The 21,277-nt window shown below is 66.7% G+C and carries 17 protein-coding genes; 10 read left to right on the forward strand and 7 right to left on the reverse strand.

Going from position 1 to position 21,277, the window contains the following annotated elements; translation table 11 throughout:
* Nucleotides 1-25: 25 nt before the first annotated feature.
* Nucleotides 26-1,468: a sigma-54 interaction domain-containing protein gene (locus tag AWB66_RS00355; protein ID WP_087628755.1), complete on the reverse strand. Its 1,443-nt coding sequence runs from the start codon at nt 1,466-1,468 to the stop codon at nt 26-28.
* Between the two features lie 311 nt (nt 1,469-1,779).
* Between AWB66_RS00355 and AWB66_RS00360 the strand changes: the two genes are divergently transcribed.
* From AWB66_RS00360 to AWB66_RS00375, 4 genes are all read left to right on the forward strand, one after another.
* Nucleotides 1,780-3,180 (forward strand): GntP family permease, encoded by a 1,401-nt coding sequence (locus tag AWB66_RS00360; RefSeq protein ID WP_087628278.1) that lies wholly within the window; start codon nt 1,780-1,782, stop codon nt 3,178-3,180.
* A gap of 97 nt (nt 3,181-3,277) precedes the next feature.
* Nucleotides 3,278-4,069, forward strand: a complete 792-nt coding sequence (locus AWB66_RS00365; RefSeq protein WP_087628279.1) for a 3-hydroxybutyrate dehydrogenase — start codon at nt 3,278-3,280, stop codon at nt 4,067-4,069.
* A gap of 148 nt (nt 4,070-4,217) precedes the next feature.
* A complete protein-coding gene (locus AWB66_RS00370) occupies nt 4,218-5,804 on the forward strand; it encodes a methyl-accepting chemotaxis protein (RefSeq protein ID WP_087628280.1) in 1,587 nt (528 codons plus the stop codon).
* Between the two features lie 88 nt (nt 5,805-5,892).
* Entirely contained in the window at nt 5,893-6,126 is a 234-nt protein-coding gene (locus tag AWB66_RS00375; RefSeq protein WP_062638405.1) for a hypothetical protein, read from the forward strand.
* A gap of 37 nt (nt 6,127-6,163) precedes the next feature.
* Here the strand turns inward: AWB66_RS00375 and AWB66_RS00380 are convergent, their stop codons facing one another.
* On the reverse strand, nt 6,164-8,170 hold the full coding sequence (locus AWB66_RS00380) for an AI-2E family transporter (RefSeq protein ID WP_087628281.1): 2,007 nt from the start codon (nt 8,168-8,170) through the stop codon (nt 6,164-6,166).
* A 131-nt stretch (nt 8,171-8,301) separates the two neighbouring features.
* On the reverse strand, nt 8,302-10,803 hold the full coding sequence (locus AWB66_RS00385; RefSeq protein WP_087628282.1) for a PAS domain-containing protein: 2,502 nt from the start codon (nt 10,801-10,803) through the stop codon (nt 8,302-8,304).
* Between the two features lie 219 nt (nt 10,804-11,022).
* Here AWB66_RS00385 and AWB66_RS00390 point away from each other — a divergent pair, with 219 nt between their 5' ends.
* The 6 genes from AWB66_RS00390 (at nt 11,023) to zwf (ending at nt 17,194) form a co-directional block, all read left to right on the forward strand.
* Nucleotides 11,023-11,205 carry a DUF1289 domain-containing protein gene (locus AWB66_RS00390; RefSeq protein ID WP_087628756.1) on the forward strand — a complete coding sequence of 61 codons (183 nt, stop codon included), beginning with the start codon at nt 11,023-11,025 and terminating at the stop codon, nt 11,203-11,205.
* Nucleotides 11,206-11,336: 131 nt separating this feature from the next.
* Nucleotides 11,337-11,672 (forward strand): hypothetical protein, encoded by a 336-nt coding sequence (locus AWB66_RS00395; protein ID WP_407642239.1) that lies wholly within the window; start codon nt 11,337-11,339, stop codon nt 11,670-11,672.
* A 156-nt stretch (nt 11,673-11,828) separates the two neighbouring features.
* On the forward strand, nt 11,829-12,446 hold the full coding sequence (locus AWB66_RS00400; RefSeq protein ID WP_087628283.1) for a glutathione S-transferase family protein: 618 nt from the start codon (nt 11,829-11,831) through the stop codon (nt 12,444-12,446).
* A 47-nt stretch (nt 12,447-12,493) separates the two neighbouring features.
* Nucleotides 12,494-14,563, forward strand: a complete 2,070-nt coding sequence (locus AWB66_RS00405; protein WP_087628284.1) for a 2Fe-2S iron-sulfur cluster-binding protein — start codon at nt 12,494-12,496, stop codon at nt 14,561-14,563.
* 72 nt (nt 14,564-14,635) lie between these two features.
* A complete protein-coding gene (locus AWB66_RS00410) occupies nt 14,636-15,535 on the forward strand; it encodes a LysR family transcriptional regulator (protein ID WP_087628285.1) in 900 nt (299 codons plus the stop codon).
* 186 nt (nt 15,536-15,721) lie between these two features.
* Entirely contained in the window at nt 15,722-17,194 is a 1,473-nt protein-coding gene (gene zwf, locus AWB66_RS00415; protein ID WP_087628286.1) for a glucose-6-phosphate dehydrogenase, read from the forward strand.
* Nucleotides 17,195-17,217: 23 nt separating this feature from the next.
* Here the strand turns inward: zwf and AWB66_RS00420 are convergent, their stop codons facing one another.
* Genes AWB66_RS00420 through AWB66_RS00435 form a run of 4 tightly spaced genes read right to left on the reverse strand, consistent with a single transcriptional unit; the run spans nt 17,218 to nt 21,146 of the window.
* Entirely contained in the window at nt 17,218-18,009 is a 792-nt protein-coding gene (locus tag AWB66_RS00420) for an SDR family oxidoreductase (RefSeq protein ID WP_087628287.1), read from the reverse strand.
* The gene (gene fabG, locus AWB66_RS00425) at nt 18,006-18,758 is read right to left on the reverse strand and encodes a 3-oxoacyl-[acyl-carrier-protein] reductase (RefSeq protein WP_087628288.1); all 753 of its coding nucleotides are present in this window, start codon (nt 18,756-18,758) and stop codon (nt 18,006-18,008) included. Before fabG ends, AWB66_RS00420 begins: the two co-directional genes overlap by 4 nt.
* A 45-nt stretch (nt 18,759-18,803) precedes the next feature.
* Entirely contained in the window at nt 18,804-20,150 is a 1,347-nt protein-coding gene (locus AWB66_RS00430) for an MFS transporter (RefSeq protein WP_087628289.1), read from the reverse strand.
* A gap of 57 nt (nt 20,151-20,207) precedes the next feature.
* Nucleotides 20,208-21,146 (reverse strand): 3,5-dioxohexanoate:acetyl-CoA acetone transferase, encoded by a 939-nt coding sequence (locus AWB66_RS00435; protein WP_087628290.1) that lies wholly within the window; start codon nt 21,144-21,146, stop codon nt 20,208-20,210.
* Between the last annotated feature and the right edge of the window lie 131 nt (nt 21,147-21,277).

A 21,277-nucleotide genomic window follows, 5' to 3' on the forward strand; every position in this document is an offset into this window, starting at 1 on the left:
CACGCGGATATCGAACTGCGCGGCGCTACACGTCGATCCCGAGCGCCACGATCTTCTTGTAAAGCGTCGCCCGGCCGATACCGATCCGCTTTGCCGTCTCCGTCACGCGGCCGCCGCTCGCGCGAAGCGCATCGACGAGAAAGGTCTTTTCGAAGCCCGCCATCGCGTCCGCGTAGGACGTGACGGGTTCTTCGACGCTCACCGACTGCTCGCCCGCAGGCTGCACGCGCGCCGAGCCGATGAACGGCGCGAGCGCGCGGGCGTCGATATGCTCGCTGTCCGACAGCATCAGCGCGCGTTCGAGCGTGTTGCGCAACTCACGCACGTTGCCGGGCCACGGATACGCGCAGAGGAGCCGCAGCGCATCGTCCTGCAGCACGGCGTGGCCCGCGTGGCCGGGGCGCGCCTCGGTCGCGAGTTCTTCGAGGATCGCGTAGGCGAGCGCTTCGATGTCGCCGAGCCGTTCGCGCAGCGGCGGCGCGTGAATCGTCAGCACGTTCAGGCGATAGAACAGGTCCGCGCGAAAGCGGCCCGCCGCGACCAGCGCGGGCAGATCGGCGGAGGTGGCCGCGATGATCCGCACGTCCGCGCGCACGATGCGGTTCGAGCCGAGCGGCTCGAACTCCTTGTCCTGCAACACGCGCAGCAGCTTGCCCTGAAGCGGCAGCGGCATGTCGCCGATCTCGTCCAGAAAGAGCGTGCCGCCGTCGGCCAGTTCGAATTTTCCCACGCGCCCCTTGCGATCCGCGCCCGTGTAAGCGCCCGGCGCCGCGCCGAAGAACTCGACTTCGAGCAGCGTGTCGGGAATCGCCGCGACGTTCACGGTGACGAGCGGCCGGGCGGCGCGCGTCGAGGTGCCGTGGATCGCGTGCGCGAGCAGTTCCTTGCCGGTACCGGTTTCGCCGAGCAATAGCACGGGCGATTCGACCTGCGCGGCGCGGCGCGCCTTGCGCTTTACTTCGAGGCTCGCCGCGCTCGTGCCGACGAAACTCGCGAAGGTGTACTTCGCCCGCCGCGCCTGTGCAAGCGACTGACGCGTCGCGATCAGTTCCTGCTGAACGCGCGAGTAATGCGCGAAGAGCGGCGTGAGCGCCTTCATCTCGTCGAAGAGGGCGAAGCCGATCGCGCCGACCGTCGCGCCGTTGTCGTCCTTGAGCGGCAGGCGCGTGACGACGAGCGGCTCGCGGTCGGTTTCCAGCACGTCGAGCAGGATCGGCTTGCCGGTCGTCACGACTTCGCGCATCAGGCTGTGCGGAATCACGGCTTCGCAGTCGCGGCCGATCGCCTGCGCTGGATCGGAGAAGCCGAAGCGCGCCGCATAGCGCTTGTTGATCCAGACGACGCGGGCGTCCGCATCGACGATGAAAGTGCCCTCGCTCAGGTTCTCGAAGGTCTTGAAAAGCGAGTCCATCGCGCGCCGCAGCACGTCGCTGTAATTCGCCGGCACGGTGGTCCAGTCGTTGTGCATCGATGCGTGTCCCATGTTTATCGTTAGAGCGATCTCTTTATTGAGACAGAATATCTCATAACGGAGACAGCGCGCAATGCCATGTTCATGCTTTGAATGGAGCATTCACGGATGATATTTCGTCACGCGCGGCTGTCTCGCTTCGTGGACATTTCAGTACAATCGCTCATCGATTCGCGCGGGGTCGGGCCCGCGAGGCGCGCGAAACCGACACTGGCACGGAACCTGCCTACGGTGACGCCCGTCGCGTCATCGTCCGCACACACTGGCTTTCACGAGAAGCCGCCCACAACAACATCAACGGAGACTCAATGTCCTTCATCATCGTGCTCGCCGCCCTGGCGTTCCTGATGCTGGCCGCCTATCGCGGCTACAGCGTCATCCTCTTCGCGCCGATCGCAGCACTCGGCGCGGTGCTCCTCACGGAACCCGCCGCCGTCGCGCCGGTCTTTTCCGGCATCTTCATGGAGAAGATGGTCGGCTTCGTGAAGCTGTATTTCCCCGTCTTCCTGCTCGGCGCCGTGTTCGGCAAGGTGATCGAACTGTCGGGATTCTCCGAGTCGATCGTCGCTGCCGCGATCCGCTACATCGGCAGGTCGCGCGTGAATGCGGTGATCGTCGTGGTATGCGCGCTGCTCACCTATGGCGGCGTGTCGCTGTTCGTGGTCGTGTTCGCGGTCTATCCGTTCGCGGCCGAGATGTATCGCCAGAGCAATATTCCGAAGCGCCTGATGCCCGGCGCGATCGCGCTCGGCGCGTTCTCGTTCACGATGGATTCGCTGCCCGGCACGCCGCAAATCCAGAACATCATCCCTACGACCTTTTTCAAGACCACCGGCTGGGCCGCGCCGTGGCTGGGCGTGATCGGCTCGCTGTTCATCATCGTGGTCGGGCTGACGTTCCTCGAATGGCGCCGCCGTTCCGCGATGGCGAAGGGCGAAGGCTACGGCACGTCGCTCGTGAACGAGCCGGAGCGCGTCGAGGCGAAGTCGCTGCCGAATCCGCTGCTCGCGATCGCGCCGCTGGTTCTCGTCGGCGTGGCGAATTTCGCGCTGACCAAATGGATTCCGACGTGGTACGGCGCGAGCTACACGGTCGCGCCCGACGTGCTGCCGGGCGTCCACGCGCCGGTGACGACGGCGGTGAAGACGGTCGTCGCGATCTGGGCCGTCGAGGGCGCGCTCCTGCTCGGCATCGTGCTCGTGCTGCTGACGGCGTTTGGCCGCGTGAAGGAGCGTTTCGCGGTAGGCACGCGCGCGGCGGTTTCGGGCGCGTTGCTCGCGGCGATGAACACGGCGTCGGAATACGGCTTCGGCGGCGTGATCGCGGCGCTGCCGGGGTTCATCGTCGTGAGCGATGCGCTCAAGAACATCCCGAATCCGCTGGTGAACGCGGCGGTGTCGGTGAGTTCGCTCGCGGGCATCACGGGATCGGCGTCGGGCGGGATGAGCATCGCGCTCGCGGCGATGTCGGATACCTTCATCAAGGGCGCCGAAGCCGCGCACATTCCGCTGGAGGTGCTGCATCGCGTGGTCGCGATGGCGAGCGGCGGCATGGACACGCTGCCACACAACGGCGCGGTCATCACGCTGCTCGCGGTGACGGGGCTCACGCACCGCGAGTCTTACCGCGACATCTTCGCGGTGACGATCATCAAGACGCTGGCGGTGTTCTTCGTGATCGCGGTGTATTACATGACAGGGCTTGTTTGAGCTGAACGTGCGCCGGTTCGTCGATGCTGGCGCACGCGGCGTTTGGTAACGTATGCCGGCCGTGATCGCCTGATTCATCCCACTACAGGAACCGCCCATGACCATCGCAGCAAACCCGTCCCTCAGCGGCAAGACCGCCCTCGTCACCGGCTCGACGAGCGGCATCGGACTCGGCATCGCGACCGCGCTCGCCGCGGCCGGCGCCAATCTCGTGCTCAACGGCTTCGGCGATTCGCAAGCCGCGCTCGCGCAGATCGAAGCCCTCGGCGTGCAGGTCGCCTACCACGGCGCCGACATGTCGAAACCCGACGAAATCGAAGCGATGATCGCGTTCGCGGCCGAGCGCTTCGGCGCCGTCGACGTCCTCGTGAACAACGCCGGCATCCAGCACGTCGCGACCATCGACACCTTCCCGGTCGAGCGCTGGGATTCGATCATCGCGATCAACCTCAGCTCCGCGTTCCACACGATGCGCGTCGCGTTGCCCGCGATGCGCGAGCGCGGCTGGGGCCGCGTCATCAATATCGCCTCGGTGCACGGGCTGGTCGGCTCGGCGGGCAAGTCGGCGTATGTGGCGGCGAAGCACGGCATCGTCGGGCTGACGAAGGTCGCCGCGCTCGAAAACGCGCGCACCGGCGTGACCGTCAACGCGATCTGCCCGGGCTTCGTGCTCACGCCGCTCGTGCAGAAACAGATCGACGACCTCGCCGCCCGCGAATCGCTCTCTCCCGACGACGCGCGCGCGAAGCTGCTCGGCGAAAAACAGCCGTCGGCGCAGTTCGTGACGCCGCAGCAGATCGGCGAGATGGCCGTGTTCCTCTGCTCGAACGCCGCCAGCGAAATGCGCGGCGCGGCGCTGCAGATCGACGGCGGCTGGAGCGCGCAGTGACCATCGCGCAAGACTGAAGCCTCGTTTACCCGAGCGCGTTAGTCGGATTCCCCTCAAGATTGTAGGGTTAATCGCCGTTATGCCTTGTATGCAGATACCGGCGCGCCGCGGTCGCGGCGCGCCAGAACGACGATACAAGGACACGCGCATGCGCAATAACCAGCCCGTCAGCCAGCACGAATACGACTATCCCGCGTCGCAAATGCTCGTCTCCGCGACCGATCTCTCCGGCAACATCGAATACTGCAATCCGGCCTTCGTCGCCGTTTCCGGCTATTCGAAGGAAGAACTGACCGGCCAGCCGCACAACATCATCCGCCATCCCGACATGCCGCGCGAAGCGTTCGCCGATCTCTGGTCGACGGTGGGCATCGGGCGCTCGTGGACCGGGATCGTCAAGAACCGGCGCAAGAACGGCGATCACTACTGGGTGCGCGCGAACGTCACTCCCGTGATGCAAAACGGCAAGGCGGTCGGTTATCTGAGCGTGCGCGTGAAGCCGAGCCGCGACGAAGTGAAGCAGGCCGATGCGCTCTACGCGACGATGCGCGCGGGCGCGCTGCGCGGCGCGCGGCTCGAACACGGCGTGCTGAGGCGAACTGGCGTCGCGGGAGCGTGGCAACGACTCAGACAGATGCCGTTTTCGGCGCGGTTGGTCGCGAGCCACGCGGCCGCGCCGCTCGCGCTCGCGGTGGCGGGCATGGCGGAGTGGGGCGGCGCACCGCCGCTGCCGTTCTGGATCGCGCTCGCGGCGGGCGCCGCCGCCGCCGCGTGCGGCTGGCTGTCGCTCTCGCGCCAGATCGGCACGCCCGTGCGCGCCATGTCCGGTTTCGCCGCGCGCATGGCGTCGGGCGATCTGACCGTCGAAACGCAGGCCGGCGCCGAAGGCGATCTCGGCGACGTGCAGCGCGCGCTGAACCAGTTGAAGGCGAATCTCTCGGCGATCGTCTTCGACGTGCGCGGCCAGATCGGCGGATTGCTCGACTCCGCGCGCGAAATTTCGAGCGGCAACACGGAACTGTCGCGCCGCACGGAATCGCAGGCGCACTCGCTGCAGGACACGGCCTCCGCGATGGAGCAGATCACCGCCGCCGTCGAGGGCAATGCCGACGCCAGCGCGCGTGCGCTCGACGTCGTGAGGGAAGCGCTCGCCGCGGCCGACGACGGCGACCGGATCGCGAGCCAGGTCGAAGAGAAGATGGCGGGTATCAACGCGGCCGCGCGGCGCATCGCGGACATCACCGACGTGATCGACGGCATCGCGTTCCAGACCAACATCCTCGCGCTGAACGCCGCCGTCGAGGCCGCCCGCGCGGGCGAGGCGGGCCGCTCGTTCGCGGTCGTCGCGAGCGAGGTGCGCAATCTCGCGCAGCGTTCGGCGGCGGCGGCGAAGGAAATCGAAGGCGTGGTGAAGGCGAGCGCCGCGCAGATCGAGGCCGGAACCGGGCTCGTCGCGCGCACGACGAGCCAGATGCGCGCGATCGACGCCGCCGTCAACCGCGTCTCGGCGATCATTCTCGAAGTGGCGAACGCGAACAGCGAACAGGCGCTCGGCATCCGGCAGGTGAATCAGGCCGTCGCGAATCTCGACGACGCCACGCAGCAGAACGCCGCGCTCGTCGAACAGGCGGCGGCGACCGCGCAGAGTCTCGTCGACCGCGCGGGCGTGCTCGACGCGGCCGTGCGCCTGTTCACCGTCAAGGAGATCGAGGAGCGCCCGCGCGTCGGCGCGTAGCGGAAGAGGAAGAGGAACGGCAGCGCAACGCAGAGCCGGAGTCGGCATCGCTTGGTACTATCGGAGCATTACCACCGAGGAGTATTCGATGAGCGCTGAAAATAATCGCGTAGAAGAAGCGCGGGCGATGGAACGCATCGTGAACGCGACGAAGCAGGTGCAGACGGCATTCACCGCGCTTCAGACGCAGTTTCCGCCGGAAGGCGACGGCCGCCCGTCGCAGATGGCGCTGCAGACGTTCGACGCCGCGCTTCAGGAACTGGAAGAAGCGCAGGCGGCGTTCGACACGATGCTGAACGATCTCTTCGACGGCAACCGCTGAACGCGCGCCCGGCGGGCGCCGAGTTCAGGCGCTGAGTTCAGGCGCCGCGCAGCACGGGCACGCGCGGCGCGTCCTGCGGTTTGTCCTCGACCGCTTCGTCGGGCGGATTGAGCCCGGCCCACGACACGCCGTCGTTCGACTGGCGGCGTGCGGCGGCGACACAGGCATCGACGAGTTCCTTGAACGACGTCGCCGCCGAACTGGTGCGCACGAGCGCTTCGCCTTGCAGCGAGCTTTCCGGCACCACGAGCCCGACGATCAGCTCCGCCGACGGCGCCCGCTGATGCAGCCGCCGCAGCAGATTGCGCAGATACGGCGGCGATTCGGCGGCATCGAACGAGACGACACACATGATCGACACGCCGCTCAGGTCCACGTCCGCAAAGCGGTTGCGCGAGAAGCGCTCGTAGGGCGCGAGGTCGGCGCTCATGCCGTGCTTCCTGAAAAGCTGCACGGCGATGGTCGCGGCGAGATCGTCGAGTTCGCCGCGTCCCGCGATGCACAGCACCGACGCCGTGTGCCCTTCGCGCGCGGCATCGAAGCGCTCGGAAGGCGATTCCGAAGCGATCCCCGTGCGCTCGCTCGCGCTTTCGAGACTCGCGGGCAGCTCCTCCTCGGGCGCGCGCGCGGTCACGAGATCTTCGGCGTCTTCCAGACCTTCGACGATGTCGAGCGCCGATTCGTTGATCCGCCGCAACTGGTCCACCGTCACCACGCCGCGCATCACGTCGTTGTGCGCGAAACGCAAACCTTCGAGCGCGACTTCGTCGTAATACGCCGTGAGCGAGCGCTCCTTCAGCAGCGACTCCGCCTGAATCAGCGCTTCGTCGGGATCGTTCGCCAGCAGGCGCTGATAGAAGTTTTCGGCAGGCGTGAGCGCGGGCCGGTCGCCGAACAGCACGTCGAGGAACTCGAGCCGGTCGACGTGACGTCCCAGAATCACGAGGCAGAGCGTGAGCGGCGTCGAGAGCACGAGGCCGATCGGCCCCCAGATCCAGCTCCAGAAAATCGCCGCGACGATCACCGCGAACGGCGAAAGCCCCGTGCTGTGGCCGTACAGCAGCGGCTCGACCACTTGCCCCGCGAGCACGTCGGTGACGCCGAACAGGACGATGGTCCAGATCAGCATCGACCAGCCGGGCCCGACGGCCGCCGCGAACACCACGGCGATCAGCGCGGCGATCCACGTGCCGACATACGGCACGAAGCGCAGCAAGGTCGCGATCACGCCGAACAGCAGCGCGCCGGGCACGCCGATGATCGCAAGCCCGATCGCGACAACGATTCCCACGCCCAGATTGATGCCGAGTTGCGCGAGAAAATAGCGCGAGAGACGGCGCGCGGCTTCGTCCATCGCGGTGGTCGCGCGGTGCAGATCGCGCGAGCCGAAGAGCCGGATCAGCCGGTCGCGCAGGTCCTCGCGCTGCAACAGGATGAAGATCGCGACGACGAGCACGATGCCGGTCGTCTCCAGCGGACTGATCACGGGCGAGAGGAAACGCTGCGCGAGTTCCAGCGGCGACGGCGACGGCTCGTGCACTTCGACCGGCATCGGCTGGTCGATCGGCGAGACGGTCTGATCGTTTTCGTCCTTGCGCGCTTCCTGCTCGCGCGCGGGCGAGAGACGCTTGAGCGCATGCGAAGCCTTGCCGAGAAACTCGTCGGCGCGACCGACCGTGATCTTCTGCACCGCTTCGATCTTGCGCTCGACCGCGACCTGATATTTCGGCAAGTCGCCGGCGAGCTGCGCGATCTGCGCGCCAATCAGCGCGCCGACCGCCGTCAGCACCGACAACGCCAGCAGCACCGCGACGATCACCGAAGGCACCTGGCCGAACTTGAAGCGCCGCAGCAGATCGACGAAAGGCGCGAGCAGGAAACTCAGGAGCACGGCGAGAATGATCGGGATCATCACCGCGCGCCCGAAGTAAAGCGCGCAGATCACGACGACGCCGGTCATGAGCGACGTCAGCGCCCGGATGCTCGGCACCTCGGGCGGCAGGACCTTGGCGGGCGGGCGGCGCGAGCCGGGCAGTTGCGGCATGGAGTCGTCCTCGTAGGGCGGCGGGAAGTCGCGGCACAAGCAGTGAAGCAAGCAACGTGCCGCTTCGTCGACAAGGTGAGCGCCTGCGGGAGAGCGACGGTGAGGTAATCCGGGAGCCGCGTCGCCCCGCGTTACTGCGGCGCGGGCGTCGCGACGATGCGCCGGATGCGGCTCGCCATCGATTCCAGCGTGAACGGTTTCGTGATCAGTTCCATGCCGGCGTCGAGGAAGCCGCTGCCGCGCGCCGCCGCTTCGGCGTAGCCCGTCATGAAGAGCACTTTCAGCGACGGCCGCGTGGCGCGCGCGGCGTCGGCGAGCTGGCGGCCGTTCAGGCCCGGCAGGCCGACGTCGGTCACGAGCAGGTCGATGCGCGCGGGCGAATTGAGCACGGCGAGGCCGGCCGGTCCGTCGACGGCTTCCATCACTTCGTAGTCGAGGTCGCGCAGGATTTCGCAGACGAGCTCGCGCACGGAAGCATCGTCCTCGACGACGAGAATCGCGTGCCGCTCCTGCGCGCGATGCGCTTCGCTCAGTTCCCCCACGGCTTCCACGCGCGCGGCGCCGCCCTGATGGCGCGGCAGATAGAGCCGCACCGTGGTGCCGGCGCCGGGTTCGCTGTCGATCGTCGCGATGCCGCCCGACTGCCGCGCGAAACCGTAGGCCATCGAGAGCCCGAGTCCCGTGCCCTGCCCGAGCGGCTTGGTCGTGAAAAACGGGTCGAACGCGCGCTCGCGGACGTCGTCGGGCATGCCGCCGCCCGTGTCCGACACCGACACTGCGACGTAAGACCCCGGCAGCACCTCCGGATGGCGCGCGGCGAACTCGGCGTCCAGTTCCGCGTTGGCGGTTTCGAGCGTGAGGCTGCCGCCGTCGGGCATCGCGTCGCGAGCGTTGATCGCGAAATTGAGCAGCGCGTTTTCGAGCTGGTTGGCATCGCAACGGGTGAGCCAGAGTTGCTCGTTGCGGATCACCTTGACGTCGATCGCCTCGCCCATCGTCCGGCGCAACAGGTCGTCGATGGAATGCAGCAGCTCGTCGGCGTTGACTGGCTTCGGGTCGAGCGGCTGGCGCCGCGAGAACGCCAGCAGCCGATGGGTGAGCGAAGCCGCGCGATTGGCCGCACCCATCGCCATCGTGATGAAGCGGTCGATTTCGTCGATGCGGCCCAACTGCACGAAGCGGCGAATCAGTTCGAGCGGCCCGGTGATGCCTTGCAGCAGGTTGTTGAAATCATGCGCGATGCCGCCCGTCAGTTGCCCGAGCGCTTCCATCTTCTGCGCCTGCCTGAGCACCTCTTCGGTCTGCCGCAGCGCGCGCTGCGTCTCCTTCTCGCGCGTGATGTCGCGTCCGTTGCCGTAGAGCGCGCCGCTTTCGCGCATCACGACCCACGACACCCACCGATACGTGCCGTCCTTGTGCCGGTTGCGGTTCTCAAAGCGCGCAAAGCCCGCGCCGATCGCGATTTCGAGCGCCGTGCGCGTCGCGTCGGCGTCTTCGGGATGCACGATCGCCTCGAACGTGCGGCCGACCAGTTCGTCCTCGGTGAAACCGAAAATCGACGTCCATGCCGGATTCACCGCTTCCAGCACGCCGTCCTCGCTCGCCACGAGGAAGAGATCGCGCGAATTGCGCCAGATGCGGTCGCGCTCGCGCGTGCGCGCCTCGACTTCGGTCGCGAGCGAATCGTTCAGGCGCCGCAACTGCGCTTCGCTCACGCGCAGCCGCTCCTCGACGCGCTTGTGCTCCGTGATGTCGTAGGACACGCCGAGATAGCGCTTGCCGAGCGCGCCGTCGATCGCCTCGCCGCGGCGCCCCATCCAGCGTTCCTCGCCCGTATCGGGACGGCGAATGCGGTATTCGAGATAATCGAGCGCGTGGTTCGGCACCTCGGGCGTGCCCGTCAGCACGTGCGCGCGATCCTGCGGATGGATCAGCGCGATCAGCTCGGTGATGTCGAATTCGGCGAGCACCGGCAGGCCCCACTGCCGGCAGAATTCCTCCGACAACGCGACGCGCCCGCGCTCCGGAAACAGCTCGAAGGTGCCGACGCGCCCCGCCTGCTGCGCGATGCGCAGCCGCTCCTCGCTTTCGCGCAGCGCGCGGTCGCCGTTATAGCGCTCGATGGCGAGCGCGGTCACGCTCGCGACGAACGCGATCTCTTCGAGATCGTCGTTCGACGGGCTTTTCGGAATCGGATAGTAGTTCGCGAAAGTGCCGAGCACGCGGCCATCGGCGGCGCGGATCGGCGCCGACCAGCACGCACGCAGACCGTGACTCAGCGCGAGATCGCGGAACGGCTCCCAGAGCGGATCGGTCTCGATGTCGTCGACGATTACCGGCACCGCGTTGTATGCCGCCGCGCCGCAGGAACCCGTCATCGGGCCGAATTCGAGGCCGTCGATCGCCTGGCTGTAGCTCGCGGGCAGGCTCGGCGCGGCGCCGTGCACGAGGTGCTTGCCGCTTGCATCGACGAGCAGGATCGACGCGTACATGCGCTCGCCCGAGAGCGCCTCCACGCGGTGGATCACGTGCGCGAGCACCTCGGCGAGCGGCATGCCGGCCACGACACGGCCAAGCACCGCACGCTCGAATTCGAGCCGGCTCAAGGTTGAAAAGACAAGTGGTCGCCGCATGTCATGAAGTGCCAGAGCGCACCAGCCGCGTTGGATCGCGCGTTATCACGCGATGATGATGCGCGCATCTTAGCATCGGAGAAAACGGCTTACCTGCGCTCGCGAAGGCCCGACCGGCCGCCCTCGCCTATGGATGCCATTGAAACAATCAGTTGGCCGGGCGGGCACGCGGCGTGCGAGATTGACCGTCCCGAAGCCGACCATCCGAGTGAACCGTTCATGGCCGTGGAATCGCCCTGCATCAGCATCTGCAAGTTCGACGAGAAGACGGGCTTTTGCATCGGCTGCCTGCGCACGAAGGACGAATGCAAGCAGTGGAAGAAGATGAAGGACAAACACCGGACAAGAATCATCGACGAACGCGGCAAGCGCAAACACAAGCTCAAGAAGCACGGGAAATGAAGGCGCGCGCACGAATTGCCGCGTTCGCCGGGACCGTGGACTAGACTGGTCTCAATGACCACGCCGCGGCAAGCCCGACGACACGACGCGTGGACCGGACACGAACCTCGTCATCTCCAGGGAGTTCAGTCATGAACGCTATCGTGCGCACGGCCATCGCCGTGTCGATGTCCACTGTTGCCTGCCTGTCGCTTCAGGTCGCGAGCGCCCAGTCGCTGTCGCGGCCCAATCCCGAAACCGACATGTCCGCGCCCGAGAACAACCCGAAGCTTCAGCCGAACGCGGCGCTCGGCAGCCAGTATCCTTCGCATGGCAATCAGCAGGCCGGCGAACTCAACCTGAATCCGACCGATCCGCGCGCGCAACTCGCCAACGGGCTGCCGAACAACGCGCTCGGCGGCGGTTATGGATCGCCGCTCGCGGGCAGCAAGGTGAACGTCAAGCCCGACGGACAATCGCCGGACTAACGAGGGGGCGTACTCTGCCCGCATCGTTCACCGTTCTCGTTTCGAGAATGGTGAATTGAATTTCGCTGGTATTCAACAACGCGCGCCGCGACCCCACACTTCGATCCAGCGCCAGGGAAAACGCCCCGGCCGCTCCACCGATCGAAGGAGTCGCACATGAAGCTCTATCACCACCCGCTGTCCGGCCACGCTCACCGCGCCCGTCTGTTTCTGTCGCTGCTCGGCGTGCCGCATGAAATCGTGCACGTCGATCTGGCGGCGGCCGAGCACAAGTCGCCCGAGTTCCTGCGCCTGAACCGCTTCGGCCAGATTCCCGTGCTCGTCGACGGCGACACGGTCATCGCCGATTCCGCCGCGATCCTCGTCTATCTCGCGAAGAAGTATGCGAAGGAAGACTGGCTGCCGACGGCACCCGCCGAAGCCGCCGCCGTGCAGCGCTGGCTGTCGGTCGCGGCGGGGCAAATCGCTTTCGGCCCGGCGGCCGCGCGCCTCGTCACCGTGTTCGGCGCGCCGTTCAACGCGAAGGAAGTGATCGCCCGCGCGCACGCCGTGCTCAAGCTGATCGACGAAGAACTGGCCGGCCGCGAATGGCTCGCGGCCAACCATCCGACCATCGCCGACGTCGCGCTCTACAGCTACATCGCGCGCGCGCCGGAAGGCAATGTCGATCTCGCCGGCTATCGCAACGTGAATGCGTGGCTCGCGCGCGTCGAGGCGCTGCCGGGCTTCGTCGAGTTCCAGCAGACGCCCGCCGGGCTCACCGCAGCCGCCTGAGCGCGTCTGGCCGTTTCAGTTTCATTCACGTCGAAAGGCGAATCATCATGTCCAGCACCTTGGCAGCGAGTCTGCGTTCACCGTGGCACGAAGGCGAACTCGCGTTGCAGCGCAGCGCGGGTGTCGTGGAGCGGATGGACGGCCCCGGGCGCCGCTTCGTGCGCGATTATCTGCTCGACCAGCATCGGCAGTTCTATCCGCTGCTGCCGTTCATCGTGGCGGGCTCGGTCGATGCCGAGGGCGATGCCTGGGCGACCGTGCTTGCGGGCAAGCCGGGCTTCCTGCAGGCGCCGACCCCCGCGATGCTGGACGTGAACGCCGCGCGCGATCCCGACGACCCCGCCGACGCCGGTTTCGGCGACGGCGCCGCGATCGGCCTGCTCGGCATCGACCTCGCGACGCGGCGGCGCAATCGCCTGAACGGCGTGATCCGGCGCGACAGCGACGCGGCGTTCGGCGTCGAAGTCGTGCAGAGCTACGGGAACTGTCCGCAGTACATCCAGTTGCGCGACTTCGAGTCGGTTCGCGATCCGGCCGTGCGCACGTCGACTGCGCCTGAACGGCTCGACCGGCTGTCCGCACGCGCCGCGCACATGATCGCAAACGCGGACACGTTCTTCGTCGCGTCGTACGCGGACCGCGAGAACGGCGAACGGCAAGTCGACGTTTCGCATCGCGGCGGCAAGCCGGGCTTCGTGCGTCTCGCGCAAGACGGCGTGCTCACGATCCCCGATTTCGCGGGCAACCTGTTTTTCAATACGCTCGGCAACATCCTGGCGAACGGCAAGGCGGGTCTGCTTTTCGCCGATTTCGAAACCGGCGATCTGCTGCAACTCTCGGGCGACGCCGAAGTGATCCTCGATTCCCCGGAGATCGCCGCGTTCCAGGGCGCGGAGCGGCTGTGGCGCTTCACGCCGCGCCGGATCGTCTATCGCGCTGACGCGCTGCCGCTGCGCTGGCATGCCGACGTCGCCGGCCAGTCGTCGAATTCGCTTCTGACCGGAAACTGGGACGAAACCGCCGAGCGCCTGAAGGCGGCCGCACTCGCCCGCGCGTGGCGGCCGTTTCGCGTCGCGAAGATGTTCGACGAGAGCGACGCGATCCGCTCGTTTTATCTGGAACCGGCCGATGGCGCGGGCATCGTCGCGCACGCGGCCGGCCAGCATCTGCCGATCCGCGTGACGCCCGCGGAAGGCGGCCCGCCCGCGATCCGCACGTACACGCTGTCCGTCGCGCCGTCGGACGGCTTCTATCGCATCAGCGTGAAGCGCCAGGGGCGCGTGTCGGCGCATCTGCACGACACGCTGCGCGCGGGCGGCATCGTCGAGGCGCGCGCTCCGGCGGGCGACTTCACGATCGACGCCAGCGAGACGCGCCCGGCCGTGCTGCTCGCGGCGGGCGTCGGCGTGACGCCGATGCTCGCGATGCTGCGTCACCTCGTCTATGAAGGCGAGCGTAAGCGGCGCGTGCGGCCGGTGTGGCTCTTCCACGCGGCGCGTTCGCTCACGGAGCGCGCTTTCGCCGATGAAATCCGCGGCCTCGCCGAACGCGCGGGCGGCGCCGTGCGCGTGATCCGCTCGCTGACGGATACCGAGGGCGCGCGCGAAGGCGCCGACTACGACATCGAAGGCCGCATCGACATCGACATGCTGAAGGGCATACTTCCCTTCGACGACTACGACTTCTATCTGTGCGGCCCCGCCGCCTTCATGCAGTCGATCTACGACGGCCTGCGCAGCCTGAACGTCGCCGATGGACGCATTCATGCCGAAGCGTTCGGCCCGTCCGGGCTCGTGCGCAAGCGGGACGAAGGCGCATCGAAGGCGCCTGCCCGCCTTCCCGCGACCGAATCCGTGCCGGTGGCGTTCGTGAAGTCGTCGAAGGAAGCGCGCTGGACGCCCGCCGCCGGCACGCTGCTCGAACTCGCCGAAGCGCGCGGCCTCGCGCCCGAATTCAGTTGCCGCGGCGGAAGCTGCGGGACGTGCAGGACGCGCGTCGTCGAGGGCGAAGTCGCGTATCCGGTCGCGCCGTCGTTTCAGGTCGGCGACGACGAGGCGCTCATCTGCTGCGCCGTGCCCGCCGCGTCGCACGCGGGCCCGCTCGTGCTCGATCTGTAAAAGCGCCTCGCCATTGCTCGGCGGCGTCGCATGTCTGAGAATGCACGTCACCGCGGGCACAGAGAGAGCGAGATGGACCGATTCCAGGCGATGGCGACGTTCGTGACCGTAGTCGAAACCGGCGGCTTTGCGTCCGCCGCGCGCAAGCTCGACGTCTCGCCCTCGGTGGTGAGCCGCGTCGTGACGGAACTTGAAGAGCGGCTCGGCGTGCGGCTCCTCACGCGCACGACGCGCGTCGTGCGGCTGACCGAGGTCCGCACGGCCTATTTCGAGGACTGCCGCCGCATCCTCGGCGAAGTCGACGACGCCGAGCTCTCGGCGACCGGCACGCACTCGACGCCGCGCGGCCAGTTGACCATCACCGCGCCGATGCTGTTCGGCAAGTACTTCGTGATGCCGGTCGTGATCGACTATCTGTCGCGCTATCCGCAGGCCGATGTCAACGCGTGGTTCATCGACCGCGTGGTGAATCTGGTCGACGAGGGCATCGACGTCGCGGTGCGCATCGGCGAGATGCCCGATTCCACGCTGCAGGCGATCCGCGTCGGCCGCGTGCGGCGCGTGCTGTGCGCGTCGCCGGCCTATCTGAAGGCGCACGGCACGCCGCGCCGCCCCGAAGACCTGAGCGGCCACACGACGATCCTCGCGAGCGGCATCTCGACGACGCCCGAATGGCGTCTCTTCGATGACGGCAAGCAAACGGTCGTGCGCCTCCAGCCGCGCCTCACGACCACCACCAACGACGCCGCGATCACGGCCGCCGTCGCGGGCTTCGGCATTACGCGCCTCTTGTCGTATCAGATCGCGCAGCATTTGCGCGACGGCACGCTCGACATCGTGCTGCCGGATTTCGAGCCGCCCGCGCTGCCGATCCACGTCGTGCATCGCGAAGGTCGGCATGCGACGCAGAAGGTCCGCGCGTTCCTCGATCTCGCCATCGATACGCTGCGCGCCGACCCGTCGCTGAATTAACCGGACGCGGAGTCGGTCGCGACATTTTGAAAGACGGGGCCGGCCCACGGCCGCGCCACGCGGCGCGCAGGAGGTGTTGCGTGCAAAAAGACCGCAAAGCATGCAACATAGCAATCTTCGGACCGTTCTGAGCTTGCCTCTTCAATCGGCCTTTCGCGGCCCCTTCAACCGGCGACCCTACGCACCATGACGACACAGAACCCATCCGCCACCGACCGTCCCGTCGACATGATCATCTTCGGCGGCGGCGGCGACCTGTCCGCCCGCAAGCTGCTGCCCGCGCTCTACATGGCGCATCTGCACTGCAACCTGCCGCCCGAGACGCGCATCATCGCGATCGGCCGCAAGGACTGGTCGCGCGACGACTACCTCGCGTTCATGGAAGAGCACTCGCGCCCGTTCGTCGACGCGAAAGCGCTCGACCATCAGGCGTGGGACAAGTTTCTCGCGCTCTTCGACTACGTGCGCATCGACATCGACAGCGCCGCCGACTTCGAGCGGCTCGCGCAGGTGTCGCGGCCGAACGCGCTGCGCGTCTTCTATCTCGCGACCGCGCCCGATCTCTTCACGACGATCTGCGACAACCTCGCGAACGCGGGTCTCGTCGACGAGCATTCGCGCGTCGTCCTCGAAAAGCCGCTCGGCCACGATCTGGCCTCGGCGCAGGCGATCAACGCATCGGTCGGGCGGCATTTCAAGGAAGCGCAGATTTATCGCATCGACCACTATCTCGGCAAGGAGACCGTGCAGAACCTGATGGTGCTGCGCTTCGGCAACGCGATCTTCGGGCCGCTCTGGCAGGCGCCGTACATCAAGAGCGTGCAGATCACGGTGTCGGAGACGGTGGGCGTCGGCAGCCGCGCGGGCTTCTACGATCAGACGGGCGCGCTGCGCGACATGGTGCAGAACCACTTGCTGCAACTGCTGTGCATCGTCGCGATGGAGCCGCCCGTGTCGCTCGATCCCGACGCCGTGCGCGACGAAAAGCTGAAAGTGCTGCGCTCGCTCAGGCCGATGTCGGTGGCCGACATCGCGCGCGATACCGTGCGCGGCCAGTACGCGGCGGGCGCGATCGGCGGCGAGCCGGTGAAGGGTTATCTCGAAGAGGCGAACGTGCCGCAGGACAGCCGCGCCGAGACTTTCGTCGCGATCCGCGCGCATATCAACAACTGGCGCTGGGCCAACGTGCCGTTCTTCCTGCGCACCGGCAAGCGGTTGCAGAAGCGGCAGTCGGAGATCGTGATCGATTTCGCGGACCTGCCGTTTTCGATCATCCCGAGCGGCCCGCGCAACTACGGCAACCGGCTCATCATCCAGTTGCAGCCGGAAGAGTCGATCCAGCTTCAGATGCTCGCGAAGGAACCGGGCAGCGGCATGCACATGTTGCCGGTGAACCTGAATCTCGACTTGCAGCAGGCGTTCACCGAGCGTCGCGCGGAAGCCTACGAACGTTTGCTCATCGACGTGATTCGCGGGCGTCTCACGCACTTCATGCGGCGCGACGAACTCGAAGCCGCGTGGGCGTGGGTCGAACCGATTCTGGGCGGCTGGAAGGAGCTGAACGACCGGCCGCGCACCTACACGGCGGGAACGTTCGGGCCGGCGGCATCGTCGGCGCTGATGGCGCGCGAGAACATGGCCTGGGCCGAAGAGGCCTGAGCCACGTTCTGCGGCGGCGGCAACTACAGATATTCGACGTTGCCGTCCACGCTGATCGCCTGCCCCGAGATGTTGCGGCCCGCGGGCGATGCCAGAAACAGCGTCATCGCGGCGATGTCGTCGACGCTCACCATGCGCCGCAGCGAGATCTTTTGCAGATACGCGTCGCGCATGGCGTCGACTGAAATGTCGAGCGATTGCGCGCGCGCCGCGATCACGCGGTCCATTCGCTCGCCTTCGACCACGCCGGGAAGGATCGCATTCACGCGGATGTTGTCCGGCCCGAGTTCCACGGCGAGCGACTTCACCAGGCCGACGATCGCCCACTTGGTCGCGGCGTAGGGCGTGCGAAACGCGTAGCCGAGACGGCCCGCCACGGAAGACATCGCGATGATGGCCGGCGCGTCGGAGGTCTCCTTCAGCACGGGCACGGCTTGTCGCAGGAAGTAATACTGGCTGTTGAGATTGGTCGCGACCGTGCGCTCCCACTCGGCGGGGTCGATCGACTCGACCGCGCCCGTCGGACCGGCGATGCCCGCGTTGTTTACGAGAACGTCCAGTCCGCCGAGCGTGCGGCGCGCATCGTCGATGACGGCGTCCACCTGCTCGCGATTCGCCACATCCGCGACGCCCGCGCGAAGACGCGGATGACGCGCCTTCGCGCGCTCGACGGCGGCCGCGTCGACGTCGCAGATATAGACCGCTGCGTCCGCTTCGAGGAAGGCCTCGGCGATGGCCGCGCCGATGCCCGTGGCGGCGCCCGTCACGAGAACCCGAAGGCCCGGCGCCGGCTTGAGAAGATCGAGTACGCTCATAGCGACATGCCTCCCGATGCCTCGATCACCGCGCCGTTGATGTAGCTGGCCTCGTCGCTTGCGAGGAACGCGTAGATGCTGGCGATTTCCTCGGGTTTGCCCAGACGGCGCAGCGGAACCTGCTCGCGCATCTTCGCCATGACTTCTTCGGGCACGGTCGCGAGAATGGGCGTGTCGATGAAACCCGGCGCGACAGCGTTCACGCGAATGCCCTTCGGCCCGAGTTCGCGGCTCCACGTTTTCGTGAAGCCGATCACGCCGAACTTGGCCGCCGCGTAGTTGGTCTGGCCGTAGTTGCCGTAAATCCCCACCACCGAGCTTGCGTTCAGGATGACGCCGCTTCGCTGCTCCACCATCGTATCGACTACCGCTTGCGCCGCATGAAAGACGCCGCGCAGATTGACGTCGATGACGTCGTCGAACTGTTCGAGCGTCATCTTCTGGAGCCGGGCATCGCGCGTGATGCCGGCGTTGTTCACCAGCACGTCGATCCGGCCATGCGTCGCGAGCACGCGTGCCACCATCTCGTTGACCGACTTCCGGTCCACGACATCCACGACGAAGGCGTCGGCTTCGCTGCCCGCTTCACGGCCCGCTTCACGGCAGGCTTCGACCACGTTCGACAACGCCTCGCGATTCACGTCGCATGCCGCGACCACCGCCCCTTCTCGAGCAAACTTCAGTGCCGTCGCCGCGCCGATTCCCTGGCCCGCGCCGGTCACGATCGCTACCTTGCCTTTCAGTCTCATTCCCTGCTCTCCACTCATTTTTGAATTTGAACTCCGCACGCCTCGTCACGCATCCACTTCGAGCGCGGGCTGGCCGAGCGCGTCCGGGCGCGCTTCGAGCCGGATCGCCTTCGCGAGCAGCGGCACGAGCACGAGGCCCAGCACCGCCGCCGCGACCACCACGGTGAAGCCGGAGGCGCTTTTGCCCGACGCCGTCTCGGCCATGCCGAAGACATACGGACCCACGAAGCCGCCGATCAGCCCGATGGTATTGATGAACGCGAGCCCCGCCGCGGCCTGGATGCCTTGCAGCCGTTTCATCGCGATGGCCCAGTAGGAAGGCAGCACGCCGCCGCCGAAGAAGGCGGTTGCCACGAAGAGCGCGATCTGGACCACCGGACTCGTCGACGCGATGAACGCCAGGCCGCTCGCGACCAGCCCGGCCGTCAGCACGCCGAGGTACAGGCAGTCGCCCTTCATGCGGCGATGGATGCGCGGAAGGATCAGCACGCCCAGCAAAAAGCCGATGCCGACACTGCTCGACAGCAGCCCGACGACGATCGGCGTTTTCACGTGCATCTGCTGGATCATGGCCGGCGTGAAGAACACGAGGCCGACGAACGCCACCTGGTTCAGAAAGTAGATCAGCCCGATGAGGATGGTGCTCGGACGCTTGAGCGCCGCGATCCAGTTCGCGGACGACAGGTCGGCGTCGCCGTGCGTGTCGATGACCGCGTGCGTTTCAAGCGAGCGCGCTTCGGCCGGGGAGAGCCAGCGGGCGTCGCGCGGCCGCTCGGGCAGCTTGAAGTACAGCAGCACGCCGACGACGATCGTCGGCAGGCCTTCCAGCAGGAACATCCACTGCCAGCCGTGCAGACCGCCCGTACCGTCGAGCTGCATCAGCGCGCCGCCCAGCGGATTGCCGATCACGAGCGCGATGGCCGGCGCCGTGTAGATCCAGCCGACGGCCACCGGACGGTCCTTCGGCGCGAACCAGAGCGTGACCATGTACATCAGCGCGGGAAACAGACCCGCTTCGGCGATGCCGAGCAGCACGCGGATCGCGTAGAACGAATACTCGCCTTTCACGAACATCATCGCGGCGGAGAGCGCGCCCCACGTCACCGCGATGCGCGCGATCCAGCGGCGCGGCCCGACCCGGTGCGCGGCCAGATTGCTCGGCACTTCGAGCAGCGCGTAGCCGATGAAGAAGATGCCCGCGCCGAGCCCGTAGGCGGCGGCGCTGATGCCCAGATCGGCCGCGAGTTGCGCCTTGGCGAGCGCGACGTTGGTCCGGTCGAGATACGACATGAAATAGATGGCGCACATCAGCGGGATGAGCTTCTGCATCGCCTTGAGCGTGGCGATCCGATGCGTGTCGTCCGTGCCGTGTCCGGTGGAATGCGTAGTCATGGTGTCTCCTGCAAGGAATCTGCTTGTATGCAGCTTGTTTGTATTGAGCGGCGGATGTCAGAGCGCGGTCTTGCCCGCGCCCTTCAGGCCGAGCATCTGGCGGGCGTCGGCGGGCGTCGCGATCTCGAACGAGAGCTCTTCGAGGATTCGCCGGATCTTGCGGACCTGTTCCGCGTTGGTCTTCGCCTTCACGCCCTTTTCGAGGTACACGCTGTCCTCCAGCCCGACGCGCACGTTGCCGCCGAGAATCGCGCCCATCGTCACGAGCGACATCTGGTGGCGGCCCGCGCCGAGAATCGAGAAGTGGTAGTTCTCGCGACCGAAAAGCCGGTCGGCGGTCGAGCGCATGAGCGCCACGTTTTCGGGATCGGGGCCGAGGCCGCCGAGAATCCCGAACACGGACTGGATGAAGAACGGCCCCTTGATCAATCCCTGATCGACGAAATGCGCCAGGTTGTACAGATGCCCGACGTCATAGCATTCGAACTCGAAGCGCGTGCCGTACTCCTGAAACTCCGCGAGAATATTGCGGATGTCCCGGAAGGTGTTGCGGAAGATCATGTCCTCCATGCCTTCGACGTAGTCCTTTTCCCAGTCGAAGCGCCACGATTCGATCTTCGCCGCCACCGGATGCAGGGAAAAATTCATCGATCCCATGTTGAGCGAACACATCTCGGGCCGCGCGATGCGCGCATAGGCGAGCCGCTCGTCGAGCGTCATGCGCGTGCTGCCGCCCGTCGTGATGTTGATGACGGCGTCGGTCGCCTGCGCGATCGCGGGCACGAACTCGCGGTAGACGTCGGGGCTCGGCGTCGGCCGGCCGTCGCGCGGATCGCGCGCGTGCAGGTGAAGGATCGCGGCGCCGGCTTCGGCCGCTTCGATCGCCTGTGAGCGGATGTCCTCCGGCGTGATCGGCAGATAATCCGACATCGACGGGACATGCGCGGAACCCGTCACGGCGCAGGAAATGATGACCTTGCGGCTGGTAGTGCTCATGGCTGAATGCTGTCTCCGGTGTTTTCTATGAGAGGTGGCGTGGCATGCGGACCGCTCCCTTGTGATACCGATGGTAGTGGGATAGCATGGCGTCGGTAAGGTCATTTCCGGACAGATGGATAGCTGCCGGG

It is taken from the genome of Caballeronia telluris (genome assembly GCF_001544495.1).
GTDB classification, from domain to species: Bacteria; Pseudomonadota; Gammaproteobacteria; order Burkholderiales; family Burkholderiaceae; genus Caballeronia; species Caballeronia telluris.